Here is a 19,628-nt window from a genome sequence, read left to right as displayed (position 1 = left end):
CCAGCTTATGCGGCGAACGTCCTCCGCCGGGGAAGGCGTCCGGAGCTCCTTTTCGTCACGATCGCGGCGCGCGGGGCCGCGGGCGGGCGTTCCCGAGGCCCCGCGCAGGGGGCCGCGCACCGGCGGCCGAGCCGGCCGCGCGCGGGGCCGGCCGGGCCCGTGGTTCAGTGACCCGCCTGGTAGAAGGGCCGCACCTGCGCGCGCATCCAGTCGCCCACCGGGTCCTCCGCCACGTCCAGGAGGACCAGGTTCACCGGGATGCCCATCGGGACGCGGCCGAGGGCCCGGCCGAGGGCGTCGAGCGGAAGCGTGCGGGCCTCGCCCTCCCACAGGGACAGTTCCACGCCGATGAACAGGACGGGGGCGTCCCCCTCGATGCTCGCCAGGCAGCGCCGGGCGCTGAGCACGACGCCGGTCCCGGCGAACTCGGCGGAGGCCGCGGCGAGGAAGTCCACCGGGTCCTCCTGCCAGTCGGGCTCGAACAGGCGCACCCGGCCGCCGCTCGCCGGCCCGTCCAGCGGGGTGCGGCCGGCCCGGCAGAGGTCCGCCACCGCGGGCGGCGGCAGCGGCACGCCGACCACTCCGTCCGGGTTGACCGCGATGCCCACCTGCGGGGGGAGCCCGCGGGCGAACTCCACGGCGGGGGCGATGGTGAACGCCATGTGGCCGCCGGTGACCTGCCGGAACTGCTCCTCGGAGCTGAAGACCGGGACGTACGCCTGGCCCTGGAGTTCGATCGTGGGCAGGTCCAGCGGCCCGCTGCCGTGTCCGCCGCCGCTCGGCAGCGGCACCCAGAGGAAGCTGCGGCCGAGCACCTCGACGATGCGGGCGCCCGCCGACGCCGCCGCCCCCATGCCGAGTGCGGCCGACAGCACCTCCTCCAGCTCGTTGCCGGGCCAGCCGCCGTGCGGATGGGGGTGTGCCTGTGCCGGGAAGTCCATCTGTCTCAACCGCCTGCTTCGAACCACTGTTCCGCTGGAAGGTTAGTGGGGGTGGGTGCCGGTGCCGGTCAGTGGCCGAAATCGATGCTGCGCAGCACGTCCGCGGACCGCCGGTCCAGGAGGACCACCGAGCCGCATCCCGCGGGCGGATCGCCCCGCTCCACGGAGCGCAGCAGCCGGTCGACCGCGCCGCGGTGGCGGGCGAAGGCGTAGCGCGAGACGCCCCGGCCGCGCCGGCGCTGGCCGTCCAGCGCGGTGTCCGGCCCGACGTCGAGGACGAGCAGGTGCAGGACGCCGCCGCGGCGGCCCGCCTCGCGGGCGAGCCAGCGGCGCACCCACGCCTGCGTGCCGCAGTCGTGCACGACGACGCCGCCGGCCCCGCGCAGCGTCCGGCGCAGTCCCGCGTAGTGCGCGAGGCGGACCAGGGGGCGGTAGACGGCGTACGGCAGCAGCGGGGCCATCCGGCGGTCCCAGCGGTCGCGGGTGTCCTGGGAGTCGACGCGCGCACCGGTCACCGCCCGCCGCATCAGCGTCGACTTGCCGCTGCCGGGCAGCCCGGTGACCACGACGAGGTCGCGGGCGCCGAAGCGCAGGCCGTGCGGGCCGCGGCCCGCGCCGCCGCGGAGGTCGCGGACGACGGCGGCCCGGTGCGGTCCGCACACCCCCCGGGCCGGCGCCTCCGGCTGCTCGGGCACCGCGAGGCCCGATCCCGCCGCGTACACCCTGGTCCTGTTCACCGTGGCCACCCTCCCCTTCGACGTGGACTCCCCCGCGGTCGCGGACTCCCGTCACGCCGAGTGTAAAGAGAAGGTAATGCGCCGCGCTTCCCGTTTCCGTAAGCGGACCGCCACGGCACGGTTACGGATCCGGACTGCCCTGATCGGACGGGGCGTGCGATGATGGCCGCGCCAACTGCATACCGGCCGCTTGAATCCGCGCGGGAGAGTCCCGGGTACGTGTACCCGGGCGCCGAAGGAGCAAGTCCCTCCCTTGAATCTCTCAGGCACCGTTACCGCGCGGGCGAGGCACATCTGAAAAGCGGGCCGCTTCGTGGTGGCTCCACCCAAGGTGCAAGTCAGGACCACCGTTTCGCGGGGTCATGATGAACCTCTCAGGTTCCGATGACAGATGGGGAGGAACGACCTCGCCGTCATGCCTTGGGAGCCCCACCGATGAGCAGCACCACCCCCCGTCTCACCGCGCTCGACGCCCTGCACCGCTCGCTGGGCGCGACGATGACCGACTTCGCGGGCTGGGACATGCCGCTGCGCTACGGCTCGGAGCGCGACGAGCACCTCGCCGTCCGCACGAAGGCCGGACTCTTCGACCTCTCCCACATGGGCGAGATCACCGTCACCGGGCCGCAGGCCGCCGACCTCCTCGCCTTCGCGCTGGTCGGCAACATCGCCACCGTCGGCGTCGGCCGCGCCCGCTACACGATGATCTGCCGCGAGGACGGCGGCATCCTGGACGACCTGATCGTCTACCGGCTGGCCGAGCACGAGTTCATGGTCGTGGCGAACGCCTCCAACGCCCAGGTGGTGCTGGACGCGCTGACCGAGCGCGCCGCCGGCTTCGACGCCGCCGTGCGCGACGACCGCGACGCCTACGCGCTGATCGCCGTCCAGGGCCCCGAGTCCCCCGGCATCCTCGCCTCGCTCACGGACGCCGACCTCGACGGCCTGAAGTACTACGCGGGCCTGCCCGGCACCGTGGCCGGGGTACCGGCGCTGATCGCCCGCACCGGCTACACCGGCGAGGACGGCTTCGAGCTGTTCGTGGCGCCCGCCGACGCGGAGAAGGTGTGGCAGGCGCTGACCGACGCCGGCGCCCCCGCCGGCCTGATCCCGTGCGGCCTGTCCTGCCGCGACACGCTGCGCCTGGAGGCGGGCATGCCGCTGTACGGGCACGAGCTGACCACCGCGCTGACCCCCTTCGACGCCGGCCTCGGGCGGGTCGTGAAGTTCGAGAAGGAGGGCGACTTCGTGGGGCGTGCCGCGCTGCGCGAGGCCGCCGACCGCGCCGAGCAGGACCCGCCGCGGGTCCTGGTCGGCCTGATCGCCGAGGGGCGTCGGGTGCCGCGCGCCGGGTACCCGGTCGTCGCCGGCGGGCAGGTCGTCGGCGAGGTCACCTCCGGCGCCCCCTCCCCCACCCTGGGCAAGCCCGTCGCGATGGCGTACGTCGACGCCGCGCACGCCGCGCCGGGCACCCCGGGTGTCGGCGTGGACATCCGGGGCAGCCACGAGCCGTACGAGGTCGTGGCGCTGCCGTTCTACAAGCGCCGGAAGTGACACCGGTGCGCGACCGGCGGACCGTGACCGCGGAACGCCGGTCGCACGGGCCGTGCGGCCTCGCACGGCGCCTCCGGGCGGGCCGGCCCGCCCGATCGACTCCCCCTTTCAGCAGCACTCCCCCGCGTACAGGAGAATTCAGGCCATGAGCAACCCCCAGCAGCTCCGCTACAGCAAGGAGCACGAGTGGCTGTCCGTCGCCGAGGACGGCGTCGCGACCGTGGGCATCACCGAGTTCGCGGCCAACGCGCTCGGCGATGTCGTCTACGCCCAGCTTCCGGAGGTCGGTGACACGGTGACCGCGGGCGAGTCCTGCGGCGAGCTGGAGTCGACCAAGTCGGTCAGCGACCTGTACTCCCCGGTGGGGGGCGAGGTCGTCGAGGCCAACCAGGACGTGGTGGACGACCCGTCGCTGGTGAACTCCGCTCCCTTCGAGGGCGGCTGGCTGTTCAAGGTCCGCGTCGCCGACCAGCCCGAGGACCTGATGTCCGCCGACGAGTACGCCGCCTTCACCGCCGGCTGAGGAGTCACCGCATGTCGCTTCTGAACACCCCCCTGCACGAGCTGGACCCGGACGTCGCGGCCGCCGTCGACGCGGAGCTGCACCGCCAGCAGTCCACGCTGGAGATGATCGCCTCGGAGAACTTCGCTCCGGTCGCGGTCATGGAGGCGCAGGGCTCGGTCCTGACCAACAAGTACGCCGAGGGCTACCCGGGCCGCCGCTACTACGGCGGCTGCGAGCACGTCGACGTGGTCGAGCAGATCGCCATCGACCGGGTGAAGGCGCTGTTCGGCGCCGAGCACGCCAACGTGCAGCCGCACTCCGGCGCGCAGGCCAACGCCGCCGCGATGTTCGCGCTGCTCAAGCCGGGCGACACCATCATGGGCCTGAACCTCGCGCACGGCGGGCACCTCACCCACGGCATGAAGATCAACTTCTCCGGCAAGCTGTACGACGTCGTCGCCTACCACGTGGACGACGCGACCGGGCAGGTCGACATGGCCGAGGTCGAGCGCCTGGCCAAGGAGTCCCGGCCGAAGCTGATCGTCGCCGGCTGGTCCGCGTACCCGCGCCGGCTCGACTTCGCGGAGTTCCGCCGGATCGCCGACGAGGTCGGCGCGTACCTCATGGTCGACATGGCGCACTTCGCCGGTCTGGTGGCCGCGGGCCTGCACCCGAACCCGGTGCCGCACGCCCACGTCGTCACGACGACCACCCACAAGACCCTCGGCGGCCCCCGCGGCGGCGTGATCCTCTCGACCGCCGAGCTGGCCAAGAAGATCAACTCCGCGGTCTTCCCCGGCCAGCAGGGCGGTCCGCTGGAGCACGTGGTCGCGGCCAAGGCCGTCGCCTTCAAGGTCGCCACCACCGACGACTTCAAGGAGCGCCAGCAGCGCACCCTCGACGGGGCCCGCATCCTGGCCGAGCGCCTGGTCCGGGACGACGCGAAGGCCGTGGGCGTGGACGTGCTGTCCGGCGGCACGGACGTGCACCTCGTCCTCGTCGACCTGCGCAACTCCGCGCTGGACGGGCAGCAGGCCGAGGACCGCCTCCACGAGGTCGGCATCACGGTCAACCGCAACGCCGTCCCGAACGACCCGCGCCCGCCGATGGTCACCTCCGGCCTGCGCATCGGCACCCCGGCCCTGGCCACCCGCGGCTTCACCGCCGAGGACTTCACCGAGGTCGCCGACATCATCGCCGAGGCGCTCAAGCCGAGCTACGACGCCGAGGCCCTGAAGGCCCGGGTGTCCGCTCTGGCCGACAAGCACCCGCTGTACCCCGGCCTGAAGTAGTTCCGTACGCTTCCAGGCCGTACGTTTTTGTTCGTACGTTTTTCCCGCGTACGGTTTTTGTTCGTACGGTTCGATCCGTACGGGCTTCCGGGGCACCGCGCACACTGGAATCAGGCGCGGTGCCCCGTCCCATGCAGTCCCCGCACCACCCCCCGCCGGACAGCGGCGTCCGGCGAAACCCCAAGGAGTTCCCGTGGCCATCTCGGTCTTCGACCTGTTCTCGATCGGCATCGGCCCGTCCAGCTCCCACACGGTGGGCCCGATGCGCGCCGCCCGCATGTTCGCCCGGCGCCTGCGCAACGAGGACCTGCTGGCGCGGGTCGCCTCGATACGCGCCGAGCTGTACGGCTCGCTGGGCGCGACCGGCCACGGCCACGGCACCCCCAAGGCGGTGCTGCTCGGCCTGGAGGGCGCCTCTCCCCGCACCGTCGACGTCGAGGGCGCCGACGACCGGGTGGAGCAGATCAAGGCGTCCGGCCGGCTCGACCTGCTCGGCGAGCACGAGATCGCGTTCTCCTTCGACGACGACCTCGTCCTGCACCGCCGCAAGACCCTGCCGTACCACGCCAACGGCATGACGGTCGCCGCCCACGACGCCGCGGGCGAGCTCGTCCTGGAGAAGACGTACTACTCGGTGGGCGGCGGCTTCGTCGTCGACGAGGACGCCGTCGGCGAGGACCGCATCAAGCTCGACGACACCGTCCTGAAGTACCCCTTCCGCACGGGCGACGAGCTGCTGCGGCTCACCCGGGAGACCGGGCTGTCGATCTCCGCGCTGATGCTGGAGAACGAGCGGGCCTGGCGCACCGAGGAGGAGATCCGCGAGGGGCTCCTCGCCATCTGGCGCGTGATGCAGGCCTGCGTCTCGCGCGGCATGTCCCGCGAGGGCATCCTGCCGGGCGGCCTGAAGGTCCGCCGGCGAGCCGCCGTCTCCGCCCGCCAGCTGCGCGCCGAGGGCGACCCGCTGGCCCACGCGATGGAGTGGATCACCCTCTACGCGATGGCGGTGAACGAGGAGAACGCCGCCGGCGGCCGGGTGGTCACCGCCCCGACCAACGGCGCGGCGGGCATCATCCCGGCGGTGCTGCACTACTACATCAACTTCGTGCCGGGCGCCGACGAGGACGGTGTCGTCCGGTTCCTCCTCGCGGCCGGCGCCATCGGCATGCTCTTCAAGGAGAACGCGTCGATCTCCGGGGCCGAGGTCGGCTGCCAGGGCGAGGTCGGCTCGGCCTGCTCCATGGCGGCCGGCGCGCTCGCCGAGGTACTCGGCGGCAGCCCCGAGCAGGTGGAGAACGCGGCCGAGATCGGCATGGAGCACAACCTCGGCCTGACCTGCGACCCGGTCGGCGGCCTGGTGCAGATCCCCTGCATCGAGCGCAACGGCATGGCGGCCGTGAAGGCCGTGACCGCGGCGAGGATGGCGATGCGCGGCGACGGCTCCCACAAGGTCTCCCTGGACAAGGTCATCAAGACCATGAAGGACACGGGGGCCGACATGAGCGTCAAGTACAAGGAGACGGCCCGGGGCGGGCTGGCGGTGAACATCATCGAGTGCTAGGCGGATGGGCCCTGACCAGCACGTCTGCGGTTCGGTGCTGTCAGGGCTCCCTGCTCACGCGAGGGGAAGTCCCTGGAGCCGCCCTGGGACGGACGGGACGTTCGCCTCCCGCGGGGCTGTCGGGCCGGACCACGGACCCCGCGTGCCCTCGGCCGCCGGTCAGCCCGTGCCCGGGCCGCTGCCCCGGCGCCCGGGACGGGCTCTCATCGGCCGGTCGCGGCGTGCGCCTCGCGGGGGCGGTGCGGGGTGAGGGACAGGTCGTCGGCGGCCGGACGGGACGGGCCGGAGACGAGGATGGAGCGCTGGACGCTGGCGAGCGCGGCCGACGGTTCGAGACCGAGATCGCGTACCAGGGTCGTCCGCAGCCGCTGGTAGGCGCTGAGCGCCTCGCCGCGGCGCCCGGAGCGGTGCAGGGCGAGCATGAACTGCCCGCACAGGCTCTCGTGGGTGGGATAGCGGCTGACGAGCGCGGTCAGCTCGGCGAGCAGTTCGCGGTGCCGGCCGAGCCGCAGCGTGACGTCGATGCGCTGCTCCAGCACGCAGAGCCGGCTCTCCTCCAGCCGCGCGACCTGGGGGTGCAGATGGGGCCCGGTGCGGACGTCGGCGAGGGCCCGGCCCGTCCACAGGGCGAGCGCCTCGCTCAGCCGCCGGACGGCCCGTGTGGGGTCCCCGGCGTCCAGGGCCCGCCGCCCGGCGTCCGCCAGCCGCTCGAACTCCCTTACGTCGCTGCGCCCTTCACCGGCTCTGAGCAGATAGCCGCCGGGCACCGTCACCAGAACGTCCTTGGCCGAGCGCGGGACGGTGTCGCGGGCCTGGGCGAGCGCCGCGCCGATCAACTCGCGTAGCTGAAGGACGTAGTTCTGGAGGATGGAGCGGGCCTTGCGCGGCGGGGCGGCGCCCCAGAGTTCCTCGATCACCGTGGCGGCCGGCACGACCCGGTCGGCGTTGAGGGCCAGCAGAGCGAGCACCTGCCGTGGCTTGGGGGCGGTCGGTGTGATCGAGACGCCGTGCTCGCGTACCGCAAGTGCACCGAGAAGATCGATGTCCACGCTGCTTGCCCTCTCCTTGGATGGTCCGTCCGGCACCCGGCCGAGGGGGCGCGTACCGGTGGCGGGACTGGCCCTCGGCCTCCGGTCACCCCCAGGGGTTGTGCTGCGCCACGACGCCCGTCCCTCCGCCGGCCGCGAGCGACCGGTGCGCCGGGGCGACCGCGGTCGCTCGCGGTGCGGTCGTGATCGTCGCGATGACGACGAAGAAGAAGGCGCATACGGCGAGAAGCGATCCACTTCTGATCATGTCCATGATTTCCCCGCTCCGGGAGTCCGGCCTTGCGGCGTCTGCTTGAGGACGCCTAGAGCTTGGCAGGACCGGCCATCGCGCCACGATCCATGGGAGTGGCGGAAACAATAGGGAGTCGATAGCGTCTCGACGGCATAGCAAAATCGCACATCGTGTCACGAACCGCTGTGGTGACGACCGTTGACGGACCTGCCGCGCAAGGCCGCGCGTCGGCTCCCGATCCCGGCGGAAGGGGAGGGGTGGCCTCGGCCCGGCGGTCGGCGGGGGGAGCGAACGGGCGCCGCGCGAGGCGGTGCGGAGCGCCCGGGCGAGGGGCCGGCACAGCGTCGACGCGATCACCGGCGCCGGTGCGGAGTTTGTCGAGCGGTGCACGTTCTTGGGGGGAAGCAACGTGGAGCAGACCGTGCCCGGGGCCGACGGGGAGACGGACGGGCGCGGAGTCCGGTTCGGCGTCCTCGGTCCCCTGGAGGCGATCGTCGACGGCACCGCGCTGAAGCTCGGCGGCGCGCGTCAGCGGATCGTCCTCGCCACCCTCCTGCTCAACGCCAACCAGGTCGTGAGCGCGGACCGGCTGATCGGCGCCATGTACGGCGAGGCTCCGCCGGCGACGGCACGCGCGCAGCTCCAGATCAGTGTCTCGGGGCTGCGGCGCCTGTTCGGTGCGCACGGCGTCGAGGACGTCATCGGCACCCATCCCCACGGCTACATGCTCCGCGCGGACGAGCGGACCCTCGATGCACTGCGCTTCGAGGCGCTCGTCGCGGCGGCGCGTGCCCGGCACGACGAAGGCGAGCCGGAGGAGGCGGCGAGCACGTACGGCAGGGCCCTGGACCTGTGGCGCGGCGCCCCCCTCGAAGGTCTGACCAGTGCGGTGGTCGAGGCGGGCGCCGACCGGCTCGTGGAGCAGCGCATCACCGCCACCGAGGAGCACATCCGGCTCGGACTCGCGCTCGGCCGGCATCGGGCGTTCGTCGGCGAACTCTTCGACCTGGTCGAGCGGTTCCCGCTGCGCGAGCGGCTGCGCGGCCTGCTGATGCTGGCCCTGTACCGCTCCGGCCGCCAGGCGGAGGCGCTCAACGTCTACCGCGAGGCCCGCAAACTCATGCTCGACGAACTGGGGGTGGAGCCCGACATCCGGCTGCGCCGCCTCGAACACTCCATCCTCGTCACGGACCCCCGGCTCGATCTCCCGGACAGCCGCGCCGCGCCGGCGGCCGGCGCCGCCCCCGCCGACGCCGGGACACCCGAGATGCTGCCCGCCGCCGTCGCCGACTTCACCGGGCGCGAGCACCTGGTCGCCGACGTCCGCGACCTGCTCGTGTCGTTCCGCGACCGGTCCGCCCTGGCGGTGCCCATCGTGACGCTCGTCGGCAAGCCGGGGGTGGGCAAGACGGCCGTGGCCGTCCAGCTGGGCCACGAGGTCGCCGCGGACTTCCCCGACGGGCGGCTCTTCGCGGAGCTGGGCGGCGTGGGCTCCGCCCCGGTGTCGCCCGCCCAGGTCCTCGAACGGTTCCTGCGCGCCCTGGGCACCCAGGGCACGGCGATCCCCGACGACGTGGAGGAGCGGGCCGAGATGTACCGCGCCCTCCTGGCGAAGCGGCGGGTGCTGGTCGTCCTGGACAACGTGGTCGAGGAGAGCCAGCTGCGGCTGCTGCTGCCCGGCAAGCCCTCCTGCGCGGTCATCATCACCAGCCGGGGCCACATCGGCGGCCTCGCCGGAGCGGTGCGCGTGGACGTCCCGACCATCGCGCCGTCGGACTCCACCCGTCTCCTCGGCCGCATCGTGGGCGCGCGACGCGTCGCGGACGAGCAGGAGGCGACCCGGACCCTGGCCGCGCTGTGCGGGCACCTGCCGCTGGCGTTGCGCATCGCCGGCGCCCGGCTGGCCGCCCGGCCGCACTGGGCGATCGCCGAGCTGGTCGAACGCCTGGAGGACGAGACGCGCCGGCTGGACGAACTCGACTACGCCGACGTCGGCATCCGGGCCGGACTGTCCCTCACCTACGACAGCCTGCGCGAGGACGCCCGGCGGCTGTTCCGGCTGCTGGCCCTGCTGGAGGAGGGGCCCTTCTCCCTCTGGGCCGTCATGGCACTCCTCGACCTCCCCGAGCCCGCGGTGCACGACCTGGTCCACGAGCTGATGGACGCGCAGCTGCTGGACGCCGTCGGGACCGGGACCGGACATCACCGGCAGTACCGGCTGCACAGCCTGATCCGGCTCCTCGCCCGGGAACGCCTGGCCACCGAGGAGTCCACGCAAGCGCGCGAGGCCGCCGTCCGCCGGGTGCTCGGCTGCTTCCTCTTCCTGCTGCGGGAGGCGCGGGACCGCGAGTACGGCCAGGACGTGCTGATCCAGGGCCGCGACGTGTACCTGTACCCGCTGCCCGACGCGTTCGTGGACCGGGTTCTCGCCGAGCCCCTGGCGTGGTTCTCCAGGGAGCGCTCCTCGCTGCTCGTCCACGTCCGGCAGGCCGCCATGATGGGCCTGAGCGCGCACTGCTGGGGTCTCGCGGTCACCGCGGTGACGTTCATGGAGACCCAGGTGTGCCTCGACGACTGGCGGGACACCAACGAGGCGGCGCTCGCGGCGAGCCGCCGGGCGGGCGACCGCCTCGGCGAGGCGGCGACGCTCCACTCGCTCGGTTCGCTGGCCGTGACCCGGCAGGACTTCGCCCGTGCCGAGGCCCATCTGCTGGAGTCCGCCGCCATCTTCGAGGACATCGGCGAACAGCTCGGCGGCGCCCTCGCCACCCGGGCACTGGGCTACCTGGCCCGGATCCGCGGCCGGCAGGACGAGGCCACCAAGCGCTACGAGGCGGCGCTCGACGTCTTCCGGCGCGGCGGGGAGTCCGTCGCGGTGGCCTATGTACTGCACAACCTGGCTCAGTTGCGGCTCGACAGCGGCGACGAGGCCGCGGCCGGGCCGCTCCTGGACGAGGCGCTGCGGCTGAGCCGCGAGGGCAGCGGCCGGCGGGTGGAGGCCCAGGTGCTGCACCGGCTGGGGCAGACGCATCTGGACCGCGGTGACTGCGAGGCCGCCCTGGAGGCGTTCGAGCAGGTGCTGTGCATCGTCCTGCCCATCGGCGACCACACCGGCGAGGCCTACGCGCTGCACGGCATCGGCTCCGCCCTGCTCATGGCCGGCAAGACGGAGGGGGCCGCCCGGGCGCTGCGCCGGGCCCTGGTGCGGGCGGAGGTGAGCGGCGAGCGGCTGATCACCGGCCGGGTCCTGGTGGCGCTCGGCGCGCTGGCGCTCGCGACGCACGACGCCCGGGAGGCGGTCGGCCACCTGCGCCGGGCGCTGGCGCTGTTCCGGTCGATGGACACGCCGGCCGACCAGGCCGAGGCGCTGGTCGTCCTGCACGCCGCCCTGCGGATCGCCGGGGACGCCGAGGCGGCGGAGCTGTGCCTGGCCGAGGCGCGGACGCACGGGCACACCCTGTCCCCGCGCACCGCCGGACTGCTCCGGTCGGCCGGGAGTGGCGGCGCGCCTCCGGGCCTCAGGTGAAGGCGACGACGTAGTGGTGCAGCGAGAGGTGGAGGAACACCCGGCACCGCGTCTGCCCGCCGAAGACCCGGAAGGTGGTGACGACCTCCGAGCAGACGGGAATCACGCCGAGTCCGCAGAAGTACCGGTCCACGTCGAAGACCAGCTGGTAGAGGCCCTGGCTCTCGCCGTGGCCGTGCCAGTCGTCGATCCGGCCGAACTCGTCCGTCGTGCACTCGGCGAGCGGCACCCAGTCCTTGACGACGAGCGTCTCCAGCCTCACGCAGAGCCCCGCGGCACTGCGGCCGTGCACGCTTTCGAGCGCTTCCAGGGTCAGCCCCACCGTGGTCAACTCCTCGCTCGTACGGCGCGGGTCCGGATTCCGGCGCGGGCCGGGCGGCGGACCGGCGCCCTCGGCGCCGGTCCGTTCCCGTGCCCGGCACCGGTGTCCGGCCCGCCTTCCGCCGCCGGACGGGAGCGTCCGACGGCCCGGAACCGGACGCCCGGCCCGTCAGAGCCGGGTGGCCGCCGCGGCGGCCACCCGGTCGGCCCCCTCGCGTTCGAGCCGCCGCAGCAGCGGCAGCACGCGGGTGTAGAAGATCCGCATCTCGTCGCGCGTGGGCCAGCCGGAGAAGATGAACTCGCTGATGCCGGCCGCCTTGTACGCGTAGAGGTACGCCGCGACCTCCTCGTGGCTGCCCACCACGCACAGGGCCGGACCGCCGCGGTAGGCGACGGCGCCGGAGTAGAGCATCGGGGAGAGCCAGTCGCCGTCCGCCGACCCGGCCAGCCGGAAGGAGGTGGCCACCGCCACCGAATCGGAGGCGGCCACCGCGTCGGCGATCCGCTCGCGGTGCTCCTCGTCGGGATCGCCCATGAGTTCCGCGAGGGCCGCGAGCGCCTCCTCCCGGGTCTCCCGTGCCAGCACGTGCATCCGGGTTCCCACCCGTCGGCCCTGTGCCAGCACCGGCTTCGCCGCCTCGGCCAGCCCTTCGGGGGTGTCGCCGTAGCGGAGCCAGCAGTCGCCGTGGTCCACGGCGGTCCGCTGGGCCACCTCGGAGGCCCCGCTGATGTAGATCTCGGGCCGCCCGCCGCCCTTGTACCCGAGGCCGATGTGCGCGTTCTCCAGGCGGTGGTGCGTGCCGTCGTAGGACAGCGGGGTCTCGCCGCGCCAGAACCGGTGGAGGATGTCCAGGAACTCGTTCGAGCGTGCGTAGCGCTCGTCGTGGGCGAGGAAGTCTCCGTAGCCCGCCTGCTCGGCCGGGGAGGTGCCGGCGACCAGGTTGAGCGATATCCGCCCGTCGGACATCCAGGAGATCGTGTTCACCACCTGGGCGAAGAGCGTCGGCGACAGCAGTCCGGGACGGTAGGCGAGGAGGAACTTGACGCGTTCGGTCTCGCGGACCAGCGCGCCGAGCACGGGGAGCGGGTCGGGCATGTGGGCGCCGATCCCCATGAGGAGGGAGTCGACGCCCAGTTCGTCCGCCTCCTGCGCGAACTCGACGATCTGGTCGAGGTCGAACTGTCCGGTCCCGTACTTTCCCGACGCCTTCTGCTGTCCGCTGAGGGGCGAGTTCCAGTGCACGCGCAGTTCGCCAGGTTCCGGGTCCAGCCGCGGTGTCACGTCGCTGACGGTCACGTTCCCACCTTCCGATCGATTCGATTCCGACTGTCCTGCTCGGCCACGACCCGCGCGGTGCCTCCGAGTTCGAGGCTCCGGCCCGGTTCCGCCGCAGCGGTGATGGTGGCGCGCCCGCCCAGGGCGTCGCCCATGTCGACGGCGATCCGGTGCACGCCCCGGCCGGACAGGTGCGCCGCGAGAGCGGCCGTGCCGTTGGCGTTGGCGATGTCCTCGCCGACGCCGATCGACGGGGCGAACATCCGTGCCGCGAGCGCCCCGTGCGGCGTGGGCGGCGAGTGGACGTAGGCGCCGATCAGGCCGAACCGGTCGCAGACCGCCCGGAGCCGCGCCAGGTCGGGGCGCAGCCCGGCGAGCGCGGCCCGCCCCGGGACCGGCACCAGCGCACGCGCGCTGCCGACGCCGGCGATCCGGACGTCCGGCCCGGTGCCGTCCGGCGCGAGTCCGAGGGCCGCGAGCAGGAGGCGCCGCTCGGCGGCGGCCGGTTCGCGCAGGGTCACGGGTCCGGGGTCGAAGGCCGCGGTGAGCAGTGCTCCGTCCCGCTCGGCCCGCCCGGTGAAGACGCGCCCCGCGGCCCGCAGGGTCGCCCGGTACGGGGCGGCGCCGCCGCGTCGGGCGGCGAGGAGGGCGAGGGCGGCGACGGTGCCGTGCCCGCAGGCGGGCAGTTCCCCGCGCGCGGTGAAGAAGCGCAGGTCGGTGGTGTCGCCGGCCCGGCGTACGTAGACGGCGTGCGAGGTGCCCCAGGCGGCCGGGACGCGGCGCCGCTCGCCGTCGTCGAGCGGCGCCGCGTCCGCGTCGTCCTCGAACACGACGGCGGTGGGGCTGCCGCCCGTCCCGTCGCGCAGGCAGGCGTCGACGAGCGTCACCCTCGGCGTCGTCACGGGGCGCTCACTTCGCCTCCTCGACGGTGGCGTAGCCGGTGCTCGCCGCGCTCGTGTCCCCGTCGGCGCCCTCCTGGAGCTGGAAGAGCGAGCCGAAGGGGCGTTCCGCGAGCGGCAGCCGCCACGCGCCGGCCTCCACACGGGCCGTGTCCGACACGGCGCCGCGCAGCAGCCGCACCCCGGACTCGTTGTGGCCGGCGTGCGGACCGAAGTGGATCGGGAAGGCGTCGGCCGCCCGGTAGGCCGGCAGGAAGGCCCGGCGGTAGCGGTCGGAGCGGTTCGGGGAGGAGTAGTGCAGGAGCAGGGGGTGGATGAAGACGACGCTGCCCGCCGGCGCCTCCAGCGACACGGCGAGCGCCGGGTCCGGAGCGGCGGCGCCGGTCACCTTGCCGCGGAAGTGGCCGTCGACGTAGTGGTCGGCGAGGCCGTCGCGGTGCGATCCGGGGACGACCTGGAGCGCGGAGTTCTCGGTGGTGGTGTCGTCGAGGTAGACGAGTGCCGTCACCAGGTCCGTGTTGGTGTGGGGGTAGTAGGCGAAGTCCTGGTGCCAGTCCACGACGCTGCCCACCTGCGGGGCCTTGAGGTGGAGCTTGCTGTAGTGGAAGAGGATGTCGGGGCCGATGAGCGCCTCGACGTGGTCGAGCAGTGCGGGGTGGGCGGCGGCGCGCTCGAAGGCCGGGTGCTGCTTGGTGGGCGACCAGATCCGGCGGGCCATGCCGTTGTCGCCCGGCTCCACCTCGGCGACGGAGCCGATGTCGGGGACGGCCAGGATCTCCGTGATGGCGGAGCCGAGTTCGGCGACCTCGGCCGGGTCGAAGAGGCGCTCGGCGACCGCGTAGCCGTTCTCCCGGTACTCCTTGACGAACGCTGCGCTGACGTGTGCGGACATGCGGTTCACTCCCTGGTGGGCGGCACGGGTGCGGACGGGTGGGGCGGGACCCGCGGGGGCGGCCCGGCGTGGCTGCCGGGCCGCCCCCGCGGGCCGCGGGGCCGGCCGGCCGCTGCCGCCGACGGGCCCCGCGCCCGGGTCACACCGAGACGGCGTTCTCCGCGGAGCCGACGGCGGTGTCCAGGTGCTTGGCGACGGTGTCCGCGTAGATCTCCCGGAAGAACAGCGCGAGGATCTCCTGGACGTCGTCGATGTACTTGAAGACCTGGCGGAAGTCGTCCTCGCTGAAGATCAGCTGGTGGAGGATGTCCCACATCTCCTGCGAGTGGTCCTCGGTGGAGTCGACGTGCAGGTGGGCGGCCTGGCCCTTGACGTTCTCCTTGCCGAGCGTGTTCTGGAGGTTCTCCACGATGGCCGGCTGGAGCTTGATCTGGGTGTACTCCACGAGGTAGTTGGAGACGACCGGCGCGAGGAACGACTCGTGCTCCAGCGCGTAGTAGAAGAAGCCCTCCAGCAGGCGGGTGGAGAGGTAGGGCTCGGTGGCGAGGATCTCCTCCTCGGTGACACCGGCGGCCGCCGCGTCGCTGATGTACAGCTTGTCGTGGAGCATCTCGTCGGCCTGGTACTGCGCGTAGTCGCGGGCGGCCCTGGGCGCGACCTGGGCGATCTTGTAGATGGCCTTGGACTGGCTGACCCGGGACAGCCGGATCCGCCACACGTGCTCGATGAGGGTGCGGCGGTAGTACGCCTCGTGGAGCTCCGGCTCGGTCAGGTGGGAGGCGAAGGGGACGGTGCTCTTCCACTCCGCCATCTTCTGGTCCAGGTAGCGGTCGAGCTCGGCCTTCTTCTGCCGGCTCTGCTCCTCGTTGTAGAACGGCTTCGGGTGCCGGACACCGGTGTTCTGCACGCGGTTCATGCGTTCTCCTTCACAAGAGGGCCAGCGCAGGGGTGCTCCTCGCTGGGCTGTGCACACGGTGGGGGTGGGGCGACGCCCGGAGCATCGGCCCACGTCCCGCGGACGGTCTGGGGTGGCGCGGTCAGCGGTAGCGGACGTGGAAGTGCTCGGTGGCGTGCCGGTCGAGGAAGGCGGTCTCGCCGGCGAGGTCGTCGGCCGCCACGTCCCACAGGGCGTCCATCAGGCAGATCCCGCGGTCGGAGGAGGCGAGTTCGGCACCCCGGCCGACGTGGAGGCGCAGGATGCGGGGCGGGCGGTGCGGTGGCTCGAAGCCGATCGCGTCGACGGTGCGCCCCTTCTCCCCGTACTTGCTGAGGAACACCGTCGCCCGGTCGGCCGGGCCGGTGCCCAGGGCCGGCAGCTGGGAGGCGCCGGCGAGCCGATCGTGGAAGGCGTCGCGCTCGGCGTCGGGCAGCAGCAGGGACTCGGTCCACAGGTCCAGGAGGGAGAGCCCGGTGATGGTCGTGACGCTGTCGTTGATGAGGCTGCCGCCCATCCGGGGATTGATCTCGATGATCTCCCAGCGCTTCCTCGACTCCCAGTACTTGACCTCGATGTGGAAGGCGCCGGCCGTCAGTCCGTGCTCCGCCAGCGCGGTGAGGCAGCGGGTGACGTGGTCGGCTCCCTCCAGGACGAGTTCACGTCCCAGGCTGACGGGCGGGCTGACCGACATCCCCTCCAGGGTGGTCCGCTCCAGCCGTTCCACGCGCGCCTTCTCGTGGACGCACAGGTGGTCGATCCTGCCGTCGAGGACGAAGGTCTCGAAGCTGAACTCGGGACCGTCGACGTACTCCTCGACGAGGAAGTCGTAGCGGTCCATGAAGATCGCCTTCATCGACGGGTCGGCGCGCATCTGCTGCTGGATCGCGGGCAGGTCGGCCAGGTCGTCGACGTCGTCGAGCACGAACGTCGCGAACGACGAGGCGCCGCGCACCGGTTTGACGAACCAGCGCCTGGACCGGTCGAGTTCGGGGATGTGGCCGGGGGCGAGCCGGTGGACGCCCACCTCGGACAGTCCCGCGTCGAACAGGTGGCTGCGCAGGGCGTACTTGTCGAGGCACAGGCGCAGCGCGGACTCGGTGCAGTCGCGCGCGCCGAGCCGCTGGTTGAGGGAGGCCATCAGGAGGCGGTAGCCCTCGAAGCTGGCCAGGGCGGCCTCGATGCGGTAGCCGCGGCCGGTGAGCTCGCGGACGGCCTTGTCGACGTCGCCGGAGCCCAGTTCGGGTTCCTCGGTGACGACGCAGTCCGCCAGGTGGCGGCGGCTCTCCGCCAGCGCCTGCGGCGTGCGCGGGCGGGAGCTGACGGCGACCAGGTCGAGGCCGAGCCCGGCGGTCGCCCGGGCGATCTCCTCCGTGTAGGACTTGCCTTGGTGCATGAGGAGCAGGAGCGCTCTCTTCATCGGTGCATCTCCTCGCGGTGTCCCGGCCGGTCGTCAGCGGCGCCGGGCCGGGCGGCTGTCGGCGTTCTCTCGCTGGTGGGCGCGCAGCACGTCCACGAGGCGGGCGGCGCCGCCCTCGCGGACCGGGTCGACGACCGGCCGTCCGGTCTCGTCCTCCAGCTTCTCGGCCGCGCGGCGGTAGTCCTCCTCGCTGTAGCCGGCGCTGTTCAGGCTGACGGCGGCGACCTTGGCGGGCCGCTCGAAGACGGTGAGTTCCTCGTTCATGCGGATGAGTTCGGGGATCGGGATGATGGGCGTCTCCCAGACCTTGGTGCGCTCGGCGCCCAGGCGGTGGCAGAAGACCAGGGCGTGCGGCAGGGAGCCGTGCAGGATCGCGAGGGCGACGCCGCTGAACCCGATGTGGTTCAGGGAGCCCTGGCCCTCGACGACGACCCACTCGTTGCCGGCGGCCGCGTCCATGACGACCTGCTCGACGGCGCCGCCCATGAAGTCGCCGGCCACGCCGTCGATCGCGATGCCGTGGCCGGAGATCAGCATGCCGCTCTGGCCGGTGGCGGCGAAGCCGGTGGTGATGCCGCGGCGGTTGGCCTCGTTCCACACCTGGAGGGCGGCGGTCTTCTTGCCGATGTTGGAGTCGCTGCCGCAGGTGTGGACGACCCAGGTGTCCAGGTCCAGCACCCGGCCCTTGTTGAGCGGCACGGTCGGGGCGTCCTTGGTCTCCCAGACGGTGACGCCCTTCTCCCGCACGGCGCGGGCGATGTCGGGGTCGTCGGTGAGGCGGAAGTGGATCGAGTTGATCAGGTGGAGCCCGTGCTGGACGGCTCCGAGGATGTGCGGCCGCCAGCCGGACGGAAGCTCGAAGGAGTGCAGGCCCTTGCCGATGATCATGACTTCGGGCTGCAGGTGCAGCGTCTGCTCGACGCGGCTGACGATCGGGATGTCGCCCCCGTAGCCGAGGACGTCCTGGACGGTCTGGCCGGCCCTGCGGCTGTCGATCACGGCGACGCAGCGGTCACCGCGATAGCGGACCAGGGAAGCGGCGATCTTGCTGGTGAAGAGCCCGAAGCACCCCTCGGCGAACAGCACGAATTTCTTGTCGGCCAGCTTGGCATGGCTCTGATCCACGTCTTCCTCCATGGACTCGACGGTTCCGGTTGCCGATGGCACGGCAGGGGCCGATCGCCCTACGCGACGGGCTCGGAGTCGAGGCGGTACTGCGCCCTCGCCTGGCGCACCGCCCCTTCGATCTGTTCCTGGGTGCCGCCCCGGAACAGGAAGCGTCCGCCTTGCAGCGTCGCGTAGGAGCCGGGGCGCGCTACCAGGACCTCGCCGGGCCTGGGCACCAGTTCCCGGTACACATAGGGGACTTCACCGAGCAGCGAGTCGGCCTGGGTGATCTTCTGGGGCAGCGGCCTGGGGCCCGGGACGATCAGCCAGCCGCCGCTCTTCTCGGGGCCGGCGGCCGGGGTCGGCGCCGCCCGGCCGAGCAGCACGTCCACCCAGAGCCGGAAGAGGTTCACGCCGTGCACGTCGTGGATGACGTAGGGCACGTCGGCGCCCGGCACCCGGGCGCCGACCTCCAGGAACACCAGTTCGTCGCCGGTGTCGAAGAGTTCGAGGTGGAAGGCGGAGCTGCGCAGGCCGAGCGCGTTCAGGCAGCGCACGGCGAAGTCCTCGCAGCGCCCGCGCACCGCGGGGTCCGTCTGGAAGACGGAGCCGAGCGGTTCCCCCAGGACCTCGAAGTCCAGGCAGCTGGAGACGTAGCGCGAGGTACACAGGAACAGCGGCTCGCCCGCGGCGTCCAGGACACCGTCGACGTGCAGGATCTCGCCCCGCACGAACTCCTCGATCTCGAAGTCGTGCAGGGTCCGCTCGGCGCACAGGGCCCGCAGTTCCCCGGCCGAGGCGACCTCGCGCACCCCCTGGCTGGACGCGCCCCGCACCGGCTTGACGATCACCGGGTAGCCGAACTCCTCGGCGGCCCGGACGATCTGCTCCTCGGTGCGGCAGGACGCCCACCGCGGCACCCGCAGGCCGGCCCGCGCCAGCACCTCCTTCATGACCGCCTTGTCGCGGAACCGGGAGATCTGCTCGCTGCCGGCCCCCGGGATGCCGTACCGCTCGCGCAGGGTCGCCGCGAGGTCGAGGAGCATCTCGGAGAAGGCGATGACGTGGTCGAAGGGGCCGTGTTCGGCCACGACGTCGTCGAGCAGGCCCAGGACGGCATCCACGTCGTCGAAGTCCGTGACGGCGTGGACGCGTTCGGCGCCGGCGGGCACCGCGCTGAGGCCGCCCTCGTCGCAGACGTAGGTGACCCGGTCGGTGTCCGGGCGGAAGACGACGTCGGGAGCGGCCAGACGGTTCTCCCAGCGGCGCTGGTCCTCGTACAAGGGCCAGCGGTTCAGGAACAGGATGGCGCCGGACATGGATATCTTCCTCACGGTCCGCGGTTCTCGAAAGCCGGAAAACGCCCGGCCCAGGGACGGCCG

General features: G+C 72.8%; 17 protein-coding genes and 1 riboswitch. Of the genes, 5 read left to right on the top strand and 12 right to left on the bottom strand.

Annotated elements, in window-relative coordinates; genetic code table 11:
* Nucleotides 1-164 precede the first annotated feature (164 nt).
* Both ACGFS9_RS24740 and ACGFS9_RS24735 read right to left on the bottom strand, forming a co-directional pair.
* The gene (locus ACGFS9_RS24740; protein WP_393256248.1) at nt 165-941 is read right to left on the bottom strand and encodes an enhanced serine sensitivity protein SseB; all 777 of its coding nucleotides are present in this window, start codon (nt 939-941) and stop codon (nt 165-167) included.
* 68 nt (nt 942-1,009) lie between these two features.
* The gene (locus ACGFS9_RS24735) at nt 1,010-1,678 is read right to left on the bottom strand and encodes an AAA family ATPase (RefSeq protein ID WP_393256247.1); all 669 of its coding nucleotides are present in this window, start codon (nt 1,676-1,678) and stop codon (nt 1,010-1,012) included.
* 191 nt (nt 1,679-1,869) lie between these two features.
* Nucleotides 1,870-1,966: riboswitch (glycine riboswitch) on the top strand.
* 147 nt (nt 1,967-2,113) lie between these two features.
* Between ACGFS9_RS24735 and gcvT the strand changes: the two genes are divergently transcribed.
* The 4 genes from gcvT (at nt 2,114) to ACGFS9_RS24715 (ending at nt 6,590) form a co-directional block, all read left to right on the top strand.
* Complete coding sequence (gene gcvT / locus ACGFS9_RS24730; protein ID WP_393256246.1) at nt 2,114-3,232, top strand: glycine cleavage system aminomethyltransferase GcvT; 1,119 nt, start codon at nt 2,114-2,116, stop codon at nt 3,230-3,232.
* A 145-nt stretch (nt 3,233-3,377) separates the two neighbouring features.
* Entirely contained in the window at nt 3,378-3,755 is a 378-nt protein-coding gene (gcvH, locus tag ACGFS9_RS24725; protein ID WP_393256244.1) for a glycine cleavage system protein GcvH, read from the top strand.
* 11 nt (nt 3,756-3,766) lie between these two features.
* Nucleotides 3,767-5,029: a serine hydroxymethyltransferase gene (gene glyA, locus ACGFS9_RS24720; protein ID WP_393256242.1), complete on the top strand. Its 1,263-nt coding sequence runs from the start codon at nt 3,767-3,769 to the stop codon at nt 5,027-5,029.
* A gap of 193 nt (nt 5,030-5,222) precedes the next feature.
* A complete protein-coding gene (locus ACGFS9_RS24715) occupies nt 5,223-6,590 on the top strand; it encodes an L-serine ammonia-lyase (RefSeq protein WP_393256241.1) in 1,368 nt (455 codons plus the stop codon).
* A gap of 203 nt (nt 6,591-6,793) precedes the next feature.
* Here the strand turns inward: ACGFS9_RS24715 and ACGFS9_RS24710 are convergent, their stop codons facing one another.
* Entirely contained in the window at nt 6,794-7,639 is an 846-nt protein-coding gene (locus ACGFS9_RS24710) for a BTAD domain-containing putative transcriptional regulator (protein ID WP_393256239.1), read from the bottom strand.
* A gap of 85 nt (nt 7,640-7,724) precedes the next feature.
* Entirely contained in the window at nt 7,725-7,886 is a 162-nt protein-coding gene (locus ACGFS9_RS24705) for a hypothetical protein (RefSeq protein WP_393256237.1), read from the bottom strand.
* A 394-nt stretch (nt 7,887-8,280) separates the two neighbouring features.
* On the opposite strand from ACGFS9_RS24705, the gene ACGFS9_RS24700 reads away from it, so the two are divergent.
* On the top strand, nt 8,281-11,397 hold the full coding sequence (locus ACGFS9_RS24700; protein ID WP_393256236.1) for a BTAD domain-containing putative transcriptional regulator: 3,117 nt from the start codon (nt 8,281-8,283) through the stop codon (nt 11,395-11,397).
* On the opposite strand, the gene ACGFS9_RS24695 is transcribed toward ACGFS9_RS24700, so the two are convergent.
* The 8 genes from ACGFS9_RS24695 to ACGFS9_RS24660 all read right to left on the bottom strand — a co-directional run bounded on the left by ACGFS9_RS24695 (nt 11,390) and on the right by ACGFS9_RS24660 (nt 19,565).
* The gene (locus ACGFS9_RS24695; protein ID WP_393256235.1) at nt 11,390-11,719 is read right to left on the bottom strand and encodes a hydroxyisourate hydrolase; all 330 of its coding nucleotides are present in this window, start codon (nt 11,717-11,719) and stop codon (nt 11,390-11,392) included. The genes ACGFS9_RS24700 and ACGFS9_RS24695 overlap by 8 nt on opposite strands.
* A gap of 168 nt (nt 11,720-11,887) precedes the next feature.
* On the bottom strand, nt 11,888-13,015 hold the full coding sequence (locus ACGFS9_RS24690; RefSeq protein WP_393256233.1) for an LLM class flavin-dependent oxidoreductase: 1,128 nt from the start codon (nt 13,013-13,015) through the stop codon (nt 11,888-11,890).
* Entirely contained in the window at nt 13,012-13,896 is an 885-nt protein-coding gene (locus tag ACGFS9_RS24685; RefSeq protein ID WP_393256232.1) for a PhzF family phenazine biosynthesis isomerase, read from the bottom strand. Before ACGFS9_RS24685 ends, ACGFS9_RS24690 begins: the two co-directional genes overlap by 4 nt.
* 7 nt (nt 13,897-13,903) lie before the next feature.
* Nucleotides 13,904-14,785: a phytanoyl-CoA dioxygenase family protein gene (locus tag ACGFS9_RS24680; protein ID WP_393256230.1), complete on the bottom strand. Its 882-nt coding sequence runs from the start codon at nt 14,783-14,785 to the stop codon at nt 13,904-13,906.
* Nucleotides 14,786-14,924: 139 nt separating this feature from the next.
* Complete coding sequence (locus tag ACGFS9_RS24675; protein WP_393256229.1) at nt 14,925-15,701, bottom strand: iron-containing redox enzyme family protein; 777 nt, start codon at nt 15,699-15,701, stop codon at nt 14,925-14,927.
* 121 nt (nt 15,702-15,822) lie between these two features.
* Complete coding sequence (locus tag ACGFS9_RS24670) at nt 15,823-17,139, bottom strand: acetyl-CoA carboxylase biotin carboxylase subunit family protein (protein WP_393256227.1); 1,317 nt, start codon at nt 17,137-17,139, stop codon at nt 15,823-15,825.
* A 33-nt stretch (nt 17,140-17,172) separates the two neighbouring features.
* Nucleotides 17,173-18,264, bottom strand: coding sequence for a DUF1611 domain-containing protein (locus ACGFS9_RS24665; RefSeq protein ID WP_393256225.1), 1,092 nt, complete (start codon nt 18,262-18,264; stop codon nt 17,173-17,175).
* A gap of 59 nt (nt 18,265-18,323) precedes the next feature.
* Nucleotides 18,324-19,565 (bottom strand): acetyl-CoA carboxylase biotin carboxylase subunit family protein, encoded by a 1,242-nt coding sequence (locus ACGFS9_RS24660; protein ID WP_393256223.1) that lies wholly within the window; start codon nt 19,563-19,565, stop codon nt 18,324-18,326.
* Nucleotides 19,566-19,628 lie beyond the last annotated feature (63 nt).

This window comes from Streptomyces sp. NPDC048566 (assembly GCF_043199735.1).
Lineage (GTDB): Bacteria > Actinomycetota > Actinomycetes > Streptomycetales > Streptomycetaceae > Streptomyces.
Note: the sequence above shows the minus strand (reverse complement) of the source record. Positions and strands in the feature narration are given on the sequence as shown.

Coding starts and splice junctions, on each gene's coding strand:
- glyA (WP_393256242.1), top strand. CDS start 3,767: ATGTCGCTTCTGAACACCCCCCTGCACGAGCTGGACCCGGACGTCGCG.
- ACGFS9_RS24670 (WP_393256227.1), bottom strand. CDS start 17,139: ATGAAGAGAGCGCTCCTGCTCCTCATGCACCAAGGCAAGTCCTACACG.
- ACGFS9_RS24705 (WP_393256237.1), bottom strand. CDS start 7,886: ATGATCAGAAGTGGATCGCTTCTCGCCGTATGCGCCTTCTTCTTCGTC.
- gcvT (WP_393256246.1), top strand. CDS start 2,114: ATGAGCAGCACCACCCCCCGTCTCACCGCGCTCGACGCCCTGCACCGC.
- ACGFS9_RS24740 (WP_393256248.1), bottom strand. CDS start 941: ATGGACTTCCCGGCACAGGCACACCCCCATCCGCACGGCGGCTGGCCC.
- ACGFS9_RS24660 (WP_393256223.1), bottom strand. CDS start 19,565: ATGTCCGGCGCCATCCTGTTCCTGAACCGCTGGCCCTTGTACGAGGAC.
- gcvH (WP_393256244.1), top strand. CDS start 3,378: ATGAGCAACCCCCAGCAGCTCCGCTACAGCAAGGAGCACGAGTGGCTG.
- ACGFS9_RS24680 (WP_393256230.1), bottom strand. CDS start 14,785: ATGTCCGCACACGTCAGCGCAGCGTTCGTCAAGGAGTACCGGGAGAAC.
- ACGFS9_RS24675 (WP_393256229.1), bottom strand. CDS start 15,701: ATGAACCGCGTGCAGAACACCGGTGTCCGGCACCCGAAGCCGTTCTAC.